The organism is Nostoc sp. (genome assembly GCF_036918015.1).
Taxonomy (GTDB): domain Bacteria; phylum Cyanobacteriota; class Cyanobacteriia; order Cyanobacteriales; family Nostocaceae; genus Nostoc.
This window is the reverse complement of sequence record NZ_JBALEO010000083.1, coordinates 70720-84785: the sequence shown is the minus strand read 5'-3', so window position 1 is coordinate 84785 and position 14066 is coordinate 70720. Positions and strand designations below refer to the sequence as shown.

Genomic DNA, 14066 nt, shown 5'->3' with positions numbered 1-14066 from the left:
AAAAATTTATTAATAATTCTTATTAAAGTTTCCTTCTTAAACAGCAATGAAAAAACTGCCTGATGGTCAATATTGTCTCAATGCAGACAGCATCCTCTAGGGTTCAATAAAATTATCCACCCAGATATCCACCTAGCTGTACGTGATTTACTTTGCTTTAAGTTACTTCTTGTAAAGTAAAGTAAATACTTGCAAATCTTATGAAAATAGCAATGAGCGATCGCCGTTTCTGGAGGCTGCTAGCGCAAACAATTTGTATTGCTATACTTACGCTAGCTATTGTCGTCAAATTTACACCCCTTAAATCTAGTTGGAGTACTACATCAGGCTATCACTGGGCTAATGTATCTATCGGAGGAGGTGGTTATGTTACAGGCATTTATTTGCATCCACGAGAGCGAAATCTAGCCTATATCAGAACTGATATGGGGGGCTTTTATCGTTGGAATTCAAAAGACTACAAATGGATTCCGCTAACAGATATATTTAGCTTGCGACACAGCAATTACTACGGGGGAGAAGCCTTAGCACTTGACCCAAATAACCCAGATATTGTCTACATCGCAGCAGGGAAATATACTACTGATTGGGGTGGATTAGGAACAATTTTTAAATCGAGCGATCGCGGTAAAACCTGGAATAAGCTGAAAATAGACTTGCCAATGGGTGGCAATGAAACTAAACGTTGGCTAGGAGAGAGGCTAGCCCTGAATCCCTTTAATTCCAATCTTATTTTATTTGGCTCGCGGTTGAATGGGCTATGGAAGTCTTCAGATGGTGGTACAACATGGGGCAAGGTTAGCTCCTTTCCCGAAAAGTCGGAAGCAAAGATTGGAATTGCAGGTATTGTATTTAGCAAAAATGTATCTGGACTAGTCTATGCCAATGCCTATGGAGATGGCATATATAAATCCACTGATGCAGGTGTTACCTGGAGCAAAATACCAGGAAGCCCATCACACGTGAATCGAATGGCTCTCGCAAAGGACAAAGTTCTGTATGTCACGCATACGTCAGGTGTCAGCAAATATGCAAACAGTACTTGGAGCAATATCACACCAAGTAACGCGAAAACTACATTTAATGCCATTTCTGTAGATCCAAGGAATCCCAATCACCTTTTAATTGTTTACGACCAGTATGTTTCCACAACAAACGATCGTGTAATATTTCAATCTACTGATGGTGGAGCTACATGGCAACAGAAACAGCATACCTTGAAACCCCAAGTGCCCTGGTGGCCTGACTGGTATTTTGCCTCCGCAACCTCAGCTATTGAGTTTGACCCAAAAACTCCTGGACGGTTATGGTTAACAGACTGGTATGGAACATGGCGGACAGACAACATCAACGCAGAGTCATCTGTTTGGTCGAACTATGAAAAAGGACATGAGCAGATAGTTAGCTTCGCCCTAGCCTCGCCTCGAAGTGGCTCTAAATTGTTGAGCGGTGTTGCTGATACGGATGGGTTTGACCACAGCAATGGGCTAGATGTCTACCCATCTACGCAGTTTGGCGGCAAAAATAGTCCTCGGTTCCAGGATACCTATGGCCTTGCTTATAGCGAAAGCAATCCTTCACAAATGGTACGTGTTGGTGGTAATCGATGGAACAATACTTATACGGGAGCAACTTCGGGAGATGGGGGCCTGACATGGAAAAAATTTTCCTCGTTTCCGAAGAACACAATCCCATTGCGTGTAGCCATGTCAGCTACAAATCCAAATCTATTTGTCGCAATTATTCATCAAGGACAGCCTATTCGCACAACCAATGGCGGATGTTCTTGGAGCAAAGTATCAGGATTACCCAAAGGTCCTAAAGGCCCGTGGTACTGGGGTCAACCATTAGTAGCTGACAAATTAGATGGCAACACTTTTTACTATTACAGTCGTGGCCAGTTATACCGTAGTAAGAATGGAGGCGCATCCTTTAGGATTGTAAACTCATCATTGCCTTCAGAAAGTTGGTCTATGCTCAAAACAGTTCCGGGGGTTAATGGCGAAGTTTGGCTCAGTCTTAACTCTCACGGACTTTATCGCTCAACAAATGGCGGTGTGAACTTTGCCCAGATTCCGAAAGTGAAGAAAGCTCATTTATTCGCTCTTGGTAAAGCACAAAAGGGAAGCAAAATTCCTGCACTGTATTTGTATGGGGAAATTGCTGGTATGGGCGAAGGAGTATTTCGCTCTCTCGACAAAGGAAAAACATGGATAAATATCACCTTTTTACACCAACCTATGGGCAATGAGCCTAATGTAATGGAGGCTAGCTGGCAGAAATTCGGACTAGTCTTTATTGGCACTAACGGTAGAGGAATATATCGAGGTAGCCCGTAAAAAAAATACCATTGTTTGTACAACTGACATCAGTTGGATGAAAACCACAAAGCTAAAAGATTATTAATTTTTGTGTTCTATGTTAATTTTTGTAAAAAACAGAGGAGGATAATTTTTGCAACGTTATTTAATACAATTAGGTTGTTAATATGAGGTATACGGATATGTAGTATATGTATAGTTAACGCTTATGGAATGACAGCTAAACATCAGCAAAGCTTTTGGGGTGCTGTAATATACGGGTTTTAAGTAGTATTCTAGGTAACTTTAATTAAGGTGGTAGAGATATTAGATAGTGATAGCTATTAGCTTGATACCTTTCTTAATTCATTCATCTAGGAAAGGTAATTTTTTAAACCCTCTGCATACTAGTATTTTACTGCTAGTGTTGTATTTATTCGGACAGCAAGTCTTCAACCTCTTGATAGCACACCTAAATCATGAAGTATATGACCGGGTAACTCATGCTTTAATCGTAGGGCGAGAAGGAGAACGTCTACTCAATGCTGTGATAGATAATCAAGAAAAAGGTTTTCTAGAAAATTCCACTCAGGGACAAACTAATCTTATAGATTATCGTCAGAAGAGGCCCAACTTCCACAACAGCTTCAACCATCTGTACAATCTCGTACAAGACAACCCCGATCAAATAAAACAACTCGATAAAATTAGATATATCTATAACCAGTGGCAAAGGGAGTTGAAGCAAAAAGCGCTTTCTGGTTCTGTAAGGAATTCTGCTCTCACAAAAAGCACTTTATTTGATTCCTTGCACTACGAGATTAGGAAACTCATGCAGCACGAAGAGATGCTTTTGAGGGTTCGCAAAAATCGCGTACAGTATTTAAATGATATTAACACTGCGATCAATATTTTCAGCACATTAATCATTTTGTTAGGAGCAATTTTAAATCTCCAGTTGTTGCATTGGCGAGTCAAACTTCCATTAAGCAAATTGACACAAGTTTGTAAACTTTGGCAAGCGGGACAAATGGAAGTGCAACTCTCCCATTCTTCTCTAGATGAGATCGGGCAACTAGCTGGAGTTCTTAACGCGATCGCTGATAAGACTCGTCATCGTCAACAAAGTATTGAGGTGCGTAACCAACAGCTTGAAGACATGATATCTGCACTTTCCCACGACCTACGTATTCCTTTACTTGCCACTCGTAACACTTTAGATTGTATGCTCAAAGGAGCTTTTGGTTCAGTAAATGACACTTGGAAGGAAGTTTTTCAAGAGTACCATGAAGCTAATGAGGATCTGCTTAAGCTTGTGGAACTGCTCTTAGATATCTCCCGTTATGAAGCACACAGCACTTGTTTAATGTGCGATCGCCTGAATTGGGAAAAGATTTTAATTAAAGTAATTAGTCAGATAAAAGCAACATCTACATCTGAGTTAGCCTTCATTTGTAAAACTTCTCAATTGCTGCCAACTGTCTATGGTGATGAATTAGAAATTCAAAGGGTTCTACAAAACTTACTTGATAACGCTGTGCGGGTAAGTAAGCCTAACGGGGAAATTCTGATTGAGATAACGCCTGATGGAGAAGAACAAGTGCGGGTTTCGGTGCGCGATTACGGTTCAGGAATTGCACCGCAAGCTCAGGAAAAACTATTCCACCGCTTTATTCAAGGACGGGGGCATCGTGGGAGAAGTGGGCTTGGTCTGTACTTATGTCGTCAAATTATTGAGGCTCACGGAGGAAACATTGGTGTTGAAAGTTCTCTTGGAAAAGGAAGTACTTTCTGGTTTACTCTCCCAAGTGCCATAAATAAACTTGATTGCAACGATGAACAGAATATAACCAGATGTAGTAATAATGATACCTAATATTGACAAAGAGAAAACTGTACGGGTTCTATTAGTTGACGATCACGCTTTAATCCGCCGAGGGATGAAAGGGCAGTTTAGCCTAGAACCTGGTTTTAGTATAGTTGGAGAGGCATTGGACGGTGGAGAGGCTGTTGAATTAGCTAGCCAACTCCAACCAGATGTAGTTTTAATGGATATCGATCTACCAGTTATGGATGGGATTACAGCCACCCAGCATATAAAAAGTAACTCCTTAACTACTTGTGTTCTAGCCTTAAGTGCCTTCGACGACGATATCCAGGTAATGGGGATGCTTGCAGCTGGTGCTGATGGTTACTGTCTTAAAACCATTGAATGGGAACAGCTCATCGCTGTTATTCAATTGATACTTCAAGGTGGTGCTTACTTAGATCCTCTAATCGCTCAAAAAGTTGCTCGGATGCTTAGGTCAACTGCTGTCGCTCCTGATGTTCCTGTATCTCAGGTAATAGCGCAACCTATTCTCAGTAATCGCGAACGCGAGATTCTTAAACTTATTGCACAAGGACGCTCAAACCAGCAGATTGCAAACCAACTCTACCTCTCACTTGGAACCGTCAAGTCTTATGTACGTATGGTTCTCAACAAACTTAGCGTTGACGATCGCGTTCAAGCAGCAGCTTTAGCTGTACGCCAAGGGTTAATTTAAGCTTAGAGGAATTTATGTAAACAGTCAGATAATTCTGTAAAAGTTGTAGCCAGTGGTGAGATGTTATTCACGAGTTGTTCTGACCACAAAATGTAAGGCTGAAGTAGTTGATGCTGGAATTGCTCAGGTATGGGTAGACATAGCACCAATACATGAGGTTCAAACAAAGCGATCTCTTCCGGCGTGGGAATACAATAATATGGAAAAACTTCTGCATTTTGTTTTAGGCAATGACTGCTGACGCGCTGCACGGTCATGACATTGCTACCAACAACCATAATTCGGTGTCTTTTCATAGTCTTTTCATATCTTTAGACTTATCTGCAAATGGGAAATTCCTACTAGAAAATGGTTTTAGCGATCGTCAAGGAAGTGCGATGGCGTAACCGCCTTGAATGGACGTAATAATAAGGCTTTGGGCGAATAAGTTGAGCTAAATCATCAGTTAAGAGCAAAAAGATAGAAAGAATAAAGGTAAGAATTCAGCACCCAGAAGTCAGAAGTCAGAATTTAAAAGGAATGCAGCATGATTAGTACATTTATGTATCAAATTTTATCCTCATTCTTTAACTATTCTGAATTCTGAATTCTGAATTCTGACTCCTGAATTCTTACGAATAAAGATTGATTTTTTCCCAGGCAGGCTCAAGTCATTAACAGATAAAGAGCATAAGCAATTAACTTGCAATCTGACAACTCCACAGACTGCCATTATTATCTGACTAGAGAAATGACGAGATAAACAAAGCTTCTCACTCGCTACTTGAAATATTTTCACTCAACATATCATTTGTTCAACACCAATTCTGTGTGGCAATAATTGTTTGTTATCTTAATTTCCGTAGTTGTCAAAATCTCTGATTTTTTTGGTTTTTTATATGGTGTAGTCGGTCAGTCGGCGTTAAAAAACAAAGCTATGTGAAGAAATGTAAATTCACCAAATAGCTTATAAATTGGTTATTGTATAGGTTTGAAAAAATTAAACATACGTTTGTTTTATCCTGCCTAATTACCTTATTATGAAATTTAGACTATCTGTACGCCACAGCCAAACGGATAGTTAGCTGGATAATTTTATTCCTCATTAGGATACTGTATAAAAAATAATTTAAGTAGCCACCAGATAGTATTTTATATCGGTATTTGCGTACGAAAGTATACGTAGGGTTCACTAGGTTTTTACTCAACCTTGTGAATAAATTCTCAATTCGGATCAAATTTTTTATTGGTACTTACACATTAAAAAGTTAAGTATCTCAAAAGCCCTGACAGATCAAGGATTTCAGTTTTGTTGCAGGTGATGCTCACTTACCAGCAGCCATAATTTTTTGTGTCAATTAATCTATAACACTGTCAGTAAATCTCCGGTGAGCAGAAAATATGGGCAATGCTCTGAATCCTACTATTTTGCAACTCCAGATGGCGAGCATTAAATTATATGGCAGACCGAGTTAGTTTTCTCGATACTGATTTTGATCGTATGCCTTTATACGAGGCAATTGAACTATTACTGGCGCAGTTGCTGAAGCGGCAGGGTGGTCGAGTGTATTATGCTAACGCCCACACGATGGTAACTGCTGCCAAAAACCCAGCATTGGCAAAGGCGTTAGAACAGAGTGATTTGTTGTTGGCAGATGGGAGCGGAGTTCGTTGGGGTAGTGCTTTATTGGGTACGCCATTGGTGCATAATCTCAATGGCACTGACTTAGTTCCAGCTTTGTGCAAAGAAGGGGCAGCAAAAGGTTTATCAGTCTATTTTCTCGGTGGTAAGCCGGGTGTAGCTGAAGAAGCGGCAGCTAACCTCAAGAAAGCATATTCTGGATTGATAATTGCCGGAACTCAGCACGGCTATTTTCCTGAATCGCAAACGCAGCAAGTATTAGAGGCTATTAGGATAGCCCGCCCGCACCTGCTGTTAGTGGCGATGGGCGTACCCCTACAGGAAATTTGGATTAACCAATACGCTAGCCAATTGCCTCGTATCACTTGTATGGGTGTGGGCGGTCTGTTCGATTTTATGGCTGAACGTGTGACCCGTGCCCCCTATCCAATTCGCTCTGTTGGTATGGAGTGGCTGTGGCGACTGGCAATGGAACCGACTCGACTTTGGCAGCGCTATCTTCTAGGCAACTTTATCTTTTTACGTTTACTACTAACCTACGCGTTTGCTCGACGCCAAAGTGAAGAACAAAGTAGCCAAATCACATTAGCTGCACGAAATAAGTCTGGATTTGAAAACGATTTGAACTTTTAATTCATCACCAAGAGTGATTAAAAGTTGCTTGTAACACTACTCTTTGGGTTATTCATCTAGTCAAAGTAGATTTTATAGATAGTTCAGGCTTAATCGCTTTACTTAAGGGGGTTTAGTCTATACGTTCAAGTGCCTGTCGTTCGTTAATTTGCAATTTGCAAGCACCTGTTCGGACGATCTTGGAACTGACTCAGATGGATTCAGTGTTTGAAATTTATGAGAATTATGACGCCGTTGTAACGATGTTGAATGCTTAAACATGAAGTATTGATCGCTACCGTCATTGCAAATATCTTAAAGAACAGATTGACCAAATAATTACTAATTCGTAATTCGTAATTAAAGAGGGTACAAAAATAATTACGAATTACGTTAGCGACGCAGGAGCGTCATTATCAATTACGAATTATGTTGACTGGTGACATATTTACTTGCTTAACCTATTAGAAAGTCTCATTCCCGCTTTTACAGGTTACTAAAATAAGTAAATATACAGGCTAACAAGTTCATAAATTTACCTAATGAAACTGTAATTACCCATGTCTAATACTTTTACTTCCCATCGTTTTGATATGCAAGTTCTAGATAATACCCATACTCTTCCTAAAGTTAAGGTTCCAGTTCATCCCTCTGTCATCAGTAAAGCCAAGCGAATGATTGACATCTTGGGTGCTGTTATTGGGCTATCGATTACAGTATTCTTAGCAATTCCTATTGCGATCGCTATTAAGTTAGATAGCCCAGGTTCTATATTTTACAGTCAAATTCGCTGTGGTTTGAATGGGCGTCACTTCCGAATTTGGAAATTCCGTTCGATGTCAGTCGGAGCTGACCAACTTAAGCATCTAGTTAAGAATGAAGCTCAAAGCGATCAGATATTCAAAAATGAGAATGACCCCCGCATTACCTGTGTAGGAAAGTTTCTCCGCCGCACTAGCTTAGATGAACTTCCTCAGTTTTGGAACGTGCTGCTGGGGGAAATGAGTCTAGTCGGTACCCGCCCTCCCACTCCTAATGAAGTGATACACTACTCAAAGCACCACTGGGAAAGGTTGAATGTCAAACCGGGTATGACTGGTGAATGGCAAGCTCATGGTCGCTCCAGTATTAAAGACTTTGAAGATATTGTTCACATGGACTTAGACTACCAACGTAAGTGGTCTATAGTTTATGATATGACTCTCATCTTGAAAACTTTAAAAGTTGTGTCAAATAAGAGCGGTGCTTGCTAACCTACAGTTGACAGAAAAACAGTTATAAGTTTACTCAAAAATAAGCTTGCAATAATTGCTCTAAAATTATGTAAGCAAACGCAAGTGTGTCTCCAAGAGTTGCCCGTCGTAAACATCGCAGATGAAGTATTGTCTCTGACTCAATTAGATGATTTCAGAGGTTGTTTGAAAAGTGTTTTGCTATGACGTTAGATACTTTTAAATCCCCTCTTAGCCACCTTAAAAAGGGGCTAACTGGAATCAAAGATCCCCTTTAAAACGGGGATTTAGAGGGAGCTAAAACTTTTGATATCGACAACATAACTTTTCAAACATCTTGTAAGATCGACTTTATTCAAAATTACGTTAAGGCAAGAGACGCGATGAATCGCCGTCTCTACAATAATCATTCTTTTGTAGAGACGGCGATTTATTGCGTCTTTGTGATGATTTATCTTTACTCAACTTCCTCACAATGAATTAACAGCTTTTCCATCGCTTCTGCTAGAGAAATCAACTCTGTCCAAGAGGAACCACTAACTAAACTTTGGGCGTGAGCTAATCGGTTTCGCAACTGTTCAGCAGACTTGAGGAAACGTTCGCCAAACCGTTTTGATTTTAGTCCTAGTTGCTGGAGAAGTTCTGGTTGATTTAAAATCAACTCTCGCTTATCGCAGAATTGCAGATAATCTAACAAATCCGTGGCTTCGTTTCTTTCCTGACTCTCTCGCCATAGTCTTTGAGCAACTTCTAAACGCTCAGGTTTAAGGACTTTTTGCCAAGAATCTTGAGGATAGTAAATCCGCACCAGCCGCAGCAAATTCATTTCTAGCAGCGTTACTAAGCCAAACAGTAGCATTCGCACGGGTGCTTTCTGCAAATCACCGCAGGTAACAATACCACTTACCTGATTGCAATCCAAGACAAACAATCGCGGAGTTTGTTGCAAAATGGGTAGCAACTTTATCAGTGGAGTGGAAATGGCAATTAGTTCTTTGGGATGAAACACCCGTTGATAGTCGCTACATTTACCAGATTTACCTGGGATCAAACTAGAGCGTTCTACATAACCACTAATAATATCTCCTGTCTCAACGCCGATAACATCAAAATTTTGTGCTTGCATCCAATGCAGCACTTCTTTCGCCTCCGCATCAGCTGGCATAGCTTTCAGCGGTTCTGCCACGTATTCAATGGTGATATTGTTCTCAAATAAACTCCGCAGGTCTTGAGAACGTGATTTTAGGTGTTTCATCCCCCGGCTGTAAACTCACGTTAAATAATCCTACGGCACTCACGCGATGTCTGCGACGGGCTACGCCTACGCCAGTGGAATTTTCTGTTAGATTATCCTTGCGTAAGCGTAGCTATCCCAACAAATACTATAGACCAATGTTATACCATCTTAGTTGGTATCATTTTAGTGACGATTTAGACAATTTCAAGTAACAAAATATTTCGCATCTACAAAAAAATAAATATATATGTAGTTAACTATATGAGAATAGTTGATTAGTTTGCGATAAAAATGCCGAAAATACCGACAAAAAATGTTATTACTAAAACGACGTATCGAATTGACACTTGGTAGAATTTTACCAAGATAACCAAAATTGATAATATTATTATGCCAAGAAAAGAACAAGGATGGGTTACATTTCAAACCTCAGAGGACGAGCGGAAGATTCTAGAGGAGTTCTGCGAACAGTCTCAACGCACTAAGACTGAGATTCTGCGGGAACTCGTGCGTAGTCTCACTCAGCAGTCCTCAACACCAATATCACCAGCAACTCAGCAAGAAAAACAGGAAGATATCTATTACACTCAAAAGCCTGACATAGAAAGTAATATTCAAAAGAAATCACTAAAAGTTAGCTCTCGCAATATTCTTAAAGGTGTGGTTAAACGAGTTGTTTATGGAGCAGTTAATAGTGAGGTTACTTTGGAGATTATTCACAAAGTAGAATTAACTTCGATTATCACCAGAGCTTCCGCAGAAGAGTTGGAATTATCTGAGGGAAAAGAAGCTTATGCAGTTATTAAATCTAACGATATTGTCATTGCTAGAGAATAGAAATACCTTGATTTTGGGCATTAGATATTAAGAGAATAAACTTTCTTCACTTGAGTATATATAAATGATGCGATCGCTTATGTACATAACTGTTTTCGTATCAATGGAATACACGATAAGAGGTTGTTTAAAAAGTGGTTGGCTGTGTATTTTAGGCACTAATTGATCCCCCCTAGCCCCCCTTTTTAAGCTGCGGTGTACACATAAGTCGAATTACCCCCCTTAATCCCCCCTTTTTAAGGCTTGTCATTACCAACATTTTTCAAGAGACTGGGTTGTAAAATCAGCAGCCCAGCACATATCTATCAATCGACACCATCCGCGCCATAAAGTTTGCCAACCAGGAAGCCCATCACTTTTACGACCGAGAAAACCACCCAAACGAGCAACGGATTTCCAAAACTCACCAATAGTGAAATTATTTGACAACAAACCAAGACGAGCAATCAAAATATTCAGCATCATCGGGGGCACAAAATGTTGAGCAGGCAATAGCGGATTATTGCGACTAAGTTCGCGTAACTGTAACAATCGCACAGCAACGATGGCAAAAAAACCAAGTAATGTAACTAAACCATTTGCTGAACCCACATTGAATCTGACTGTGGAGCTTCTCCGATTGATTCGACCATCTGCGACCAAATTTCACCCTCACTTTCGGTTCTCAGTAATTCCTGTGAAATGTTCTCGATTTGTCGATTTTGGCGATCGCTACCACGTACCCAAGGTATTTGTCCTGCCAGTCCCAATATCTCGCTCGTTCCTGGTACTGGTACTACTGCCAAGCAATTGTGCAGCATAATTCCTCGCCCTTTTCCATCACCTATATGTCCTAATCCCTCAATGTTTCGCGCTGCTGTGTAGTCTAGTTCTGATATGTCTTGGATAAATAGGACGACTGAGTCAGAACTATTTTTCGCTATTGCTTTTGTTGCTGCTGTGTGTGGTTTGATCAACTCACTGTGGGTAACGTCTTCTTCAGCAAATAATCTATACCCTGCCCTGACTTCATTCCAGCCTGACATAATATTTGGCAGACTTGCCCCTGGGTTGCCTACCATTGCTGCTCCGACAGCGATCGCTCTATCTGTACGACGACTATCGCCTAATTCGGCATCTGCCCATTGCTCAACTGCCCAAGCATTGAGGTCTGTGAAATTTTCCAACTTCATACTCTGACTCTAATACACCCCTACCTCACTTTAAAATATGTTGGTAATGACAAGCCTTTATAAGGGGGGATTAAGGGGGGTAATTCGACTTGTGTGTACACCATAACCCCGCTCTTCGGGAGGGGAGACGAAGCGTAGTGGGGTTATTGGGGTTTAGTAAGTAAATATTGGTTTAAAACCTTGTCCTTTGTAGGCAAAAATAAGTATTACATATTACCATTCCCAAACTCTATCCTTTTTTGGGTAGAGTATTCTGAATTCTAAATTCTGACTCTTGAATTCTGAATCCTGAATTCTGACTCCTGACTCCTATATTTATGATTTCTACTCAACTGATAATTTTTTGTATAAATCCACGCTGTAATAGCCCCATTAATCCTATGGGAGATAACGTTTGTGCTAGTTGCCAAACTCCTTTGGTTCATCGCTATCTTTGGGCGACTGGCTCATTGTCTGCTTACATCCCACCAGGCACAAAGGTAGCCGATAGGTATGAGGTAATTAAACAACAGATTTGGCTGGATACTCAACCGGGACTGCCGCCAGATGTACCTGAAGAATTGCCAACAGAAGTAATTCCTTATTTACAGTTATATCAAGAGCGGTTACATCTGCCCCAGGCTTATGGGTTTGTTAGTAATCTTGAGCAAGATACAACTGATATCCTCTTATTGGAAAATGCGCCGATAGATAAGACAGGAAATATCTATCCAACTATTGTTGAGGCTTGGGAGGAAGCCACGGCAGTAAGACAAGTTTATTGGCTGTGGCAAATTCTCCAACTTTGGACACCTCTAGCAGAATTGGGACTTAGCCGCAGTTTATTAGTAATAGACAACTTGAGAGTCGAAGGTTGGTGTGTGCAACTGTTGGAACTCTACCAAACACCAGCTGATGAAAAGCTGAGTTTACAAAATCTGGGGGAGTGTTGGCAGTTTTGGGTAGCTTCTGCAAAGGCATCAGTAGCCAAGGGGTTACAGAACATTGTGCAGGAGATGTGTGAAACTGAGATTGAGTTAGAGGCGATTAATATTCAACTCAATAATTTACTACTAGCAGCTGCGGCAGAATTGCCATTAGTCTTGAACGTGGCAGGTTCTACAGATATTGGCCCAATAATGGCGCAAAATGAAGATGCTTGCTATCCCAATAGTTTGAGTGATTTAGATGAACCTTTATTGCGCCACTTGTCAATTGTTTGCGATGGCATTGGCGGGCATGAAGGCGGTGAGGTTGCGAGTCAGTTGGCAGTGCAGTCTGTAAAGTTGCAAATTCGCGCTTTACTAACTGAGGTGACAGAACAAACTGCACTTTTTCCACCTGAGTTGTTGCAGGAACAATTAGAAGCAAGCTTACGGGTGGTAAATAATGTAATTTGTGCCCGCAATAACGAACAAAAACGCCAGGGCAAAGAACGCATGGCTACAACTATTGTCATGGCGTTGCAAGTTCCACAACGAGTCCAGACAAGTACTGGGTGGCAATCAAATAATACCCATGAGCTTTATTTGGCTAATGTTGGCGATAGCCGGGCCTATTGGATTACTCGCAATTATTGTCAGCTACTAACAGTAGATGATGATGTGGCAACGCGAGAAGTACGTTTGGCTAAAAGCTTGTATCGAAAGGCACTTTTTAGACCAGATGCAAGTGCCTTAACTCAAGCATTGGGAACAAGAGATTCAGAATCTTTGCGTCTCAAACTTCAGCGATTTATTCTGGAAGAAGATGGCATTTTGCTGCTGTGTTCTGATGGTTTAAGTGATAATAACTGGGTGGAACATTCTTGGCAGGATTATGCAATACCCGTGTTAACAGGGCAAATGACTGTTGAAGATGCTGTCCGCAACTGGATTAACTTGGCAAATGAAAAAAATGGGCGTGATAATACTTCGGTTGTGATGACCTATTGCCGTGTTTCTCCAGAATATTTAGTACCTGTGACTCCGGCGTTGCCAGAAGAGATTATAGAAGCAGAAATACAGGAAGAGGAATTAGAAGAACTAAAAGAACTAGAGGAATTAGAAGAACCAACTTCTTTTACAGAAAGTTCGCAAGCTTTGCTAGATTTGGATCTAGATTTGGATTTAGATTTGGATCTTTCAGAGGAACCACCTCTCAACCCAGAAATTCCACCAACTTTAATTACAAAACCGAAGTGGGATAAACGTTTGGTAATGCTGGGGGGAGTGTTGGCGTTACTTGTGGGGGGTACAAGTCTGGGATTATTTGCTTGGTGGCAAATTAATCCTCAAGGATTCCAACAGATTTGTCGGCAACTTCCCCAAAAAGTGCAGTCAGCGTGTTCGACTGGAAAGTAGGTTATACCGAAATATTTTAATGTTGATGAGAAATATTGCAGTATTGATAAGGAATATTGTAATGCTGATGAGGAATATTACAATATTCCTTATGAATGTCGTAATGTTGATGAGAAATATTGCAGCATTGATAAAGAATATTGTAATGTTGACGAGAAATATTACAATATTCCTTATGAATGTCGTAA

11 protein-coding genes are annotated in these 14066 nt (G+C 40.6%); 7 read left to right on the top strand and 4 right to left on the bottom strand.

What is annotated here, in order from left to right; translation table 11 throughout:
• Window positions 1-200: 200 nt before the first annotated feature.
• The 3 genes from V7K61_RS24380 to V7K61_RS24370 all read left to right on the top strand — a co-directional run bounded on the left by V7K61_RS24380 (window position 201) and on the right by V7K61_RS24370 (window position 4846).
• Window positions 201-2339, top strand: a complete 2139-nt coding sequence (locus tag V7K61_RS24380; protein ID WP_335057275.1) for a WD40/YVTN/BNR-like repeat-containing protein — start codon at window positions 201-203, stop codon at window positions 2337-2339.
• 385 nt (window positions 2340-2724) lie between these two features.
• Entirely contained in the window at window positions 2725-4176 is a 1452-nt protein-coding gene (locus tag V7K61_RS24375) for a sensor histidine kinase (RefSeq protein ID WP_335057273.1), read from the top strand.
• Complete coding sequence (locus V7K61_RS24370) at window positions 4166-4846, top strand: response regulator transcription factor (protein ID WP_335057272.1); 681 nt, start codon at window positions 4166-4168, stop codon at window positions 4844-4846. Before V7K61_RS24375 ends, V7K61_RS24370 begins: the two co-directional genes overlap by 11 nt.
• A gap of 2 nt (window positions 4847-4848) precedes the next feature.
• On the opposite strand, the gene V7K61_RS24365 is transcribed toward V7K61_RS24370, so the two are convergent.
• Entirely contained in the window at window positions 4849-5142 is a 294-nt protein-coding gene (locus V7K61_RS24365; RefSeq protein WP_335057270.1) for a hypothetical protein, read from the bottom strand.
• 1142 nt (window positions 5143-6284) lie between these two features.
• Between V7K61_RS24365 and V7K61_RS24360 the strand changes: the two genes are divergently transcribed.
• Both V7K61_RS24360 and V7K61_RS24355 read left to right on the top strand, forming a co-directional pair.
• Window positions 6285-7100 carry a WecB/TagA/CpsF family glycosyltransferase gene (locus V7K61_RS24360; protein ID WP_335057268.1) on the top strand — a complete coding sequence of 272 codons (816 nt, stop codon included), beginning with the start codon at window positions 6285-6287 and terminating at the stop codon, window positions 7098-7100.
• 572 nt (window positions 7101-7672) lie between these two features.
• On the top strand, window positions 7673-8332 hold the full coding sequence (locus tag V7K61_RS24355) for a sugar transferase (RefSeq protein WP_335057617.1): 660 nt from the start codon (window positions 7673-7675) through the stop codon (window positions 8330-8332).
• Between the two features lie 436 nt (window positions 8333-8768).
• Here the strand turns inward: V7K61_RS24355 and V7K61_RS24350 are convergent, their stop codons facing one another.
• On the bottom strand, window positions 8769-9566 hold the full coding sequence (locus V7K61_RS24350; protein ID WP_335057266.1) for a hypothetical protein: 798 nt from the start codon (window positions 9564-9566) through the stop codon (window positions 8769-8771).
• A 372-nt stretch (window positions 9567-9938) separates the two neighbouring features.
• Here V7K61_RS24350 and V7K61_RS24345 point away from each other — a divergent pair, with 372 nt between their 5' ends.
• On the top strand, window positions 9939-10385 hold the full coding sequence (locus tag V7K61_RS24345; RefSeq protein ID WP_335057264.1) for a TOBE domain-containing protein: 447 nt from the start codon (window positions 9939-9941) through the stop codon (window positions 10383-10385).
• A 249-nt stretch (window positions 10386-10634) separates the two neighbouring features.
• On the opposite strand, the gene V7K61_RS24340 is transcribed toward V7K61_RS24345, so the two are convergent.
• Window positions 10635-10976 (bottom strand): IS4 family transposase, encoded by a 342-nt coding sequence (locus tag V7K61_RS24340; RefSeq protein WP_442936360.1) that lies wholly within the window; start codon window positions 10974-10976, stop codon window positions 10635-10637.
• The gene (locus tag V7K61_RS24335; protein ID WP_335057262.1) at window positions 10955-11557 is read right to left on the bottom strand and encodes an IS4/Tn5 family transposase DNA-binding protein; all 603 of its coding nucleotides are present in this window, start codon (window positions 11555-11557) and stop codon (window positions 10955-10957) included. The genes V7K61_RS24340 and V7K61_RS24335 overlap by 22 nt, the downstream gene beginning before the upstream one ends.
• A 317-nt stretch (window positions 11558-11874) precedes the next feature.
• Here V7K61_RS24335 and V7K61_RS24330 point away from each other — a divergent pair, with 317 nt between their 5' ends.
• Window positions 11875-13878, top strand: coding sequence for a PP2C family protein-serine/threonine phosphatase (locus V7K61_RS24330; RefSeq protein WP_335057260.1), 2004 nt, complete (start codon window positions 11875-11877; stop codon window positions 13876-13878).
• Window positions 13879-14066: the final 188 nt, after the last annotated feature.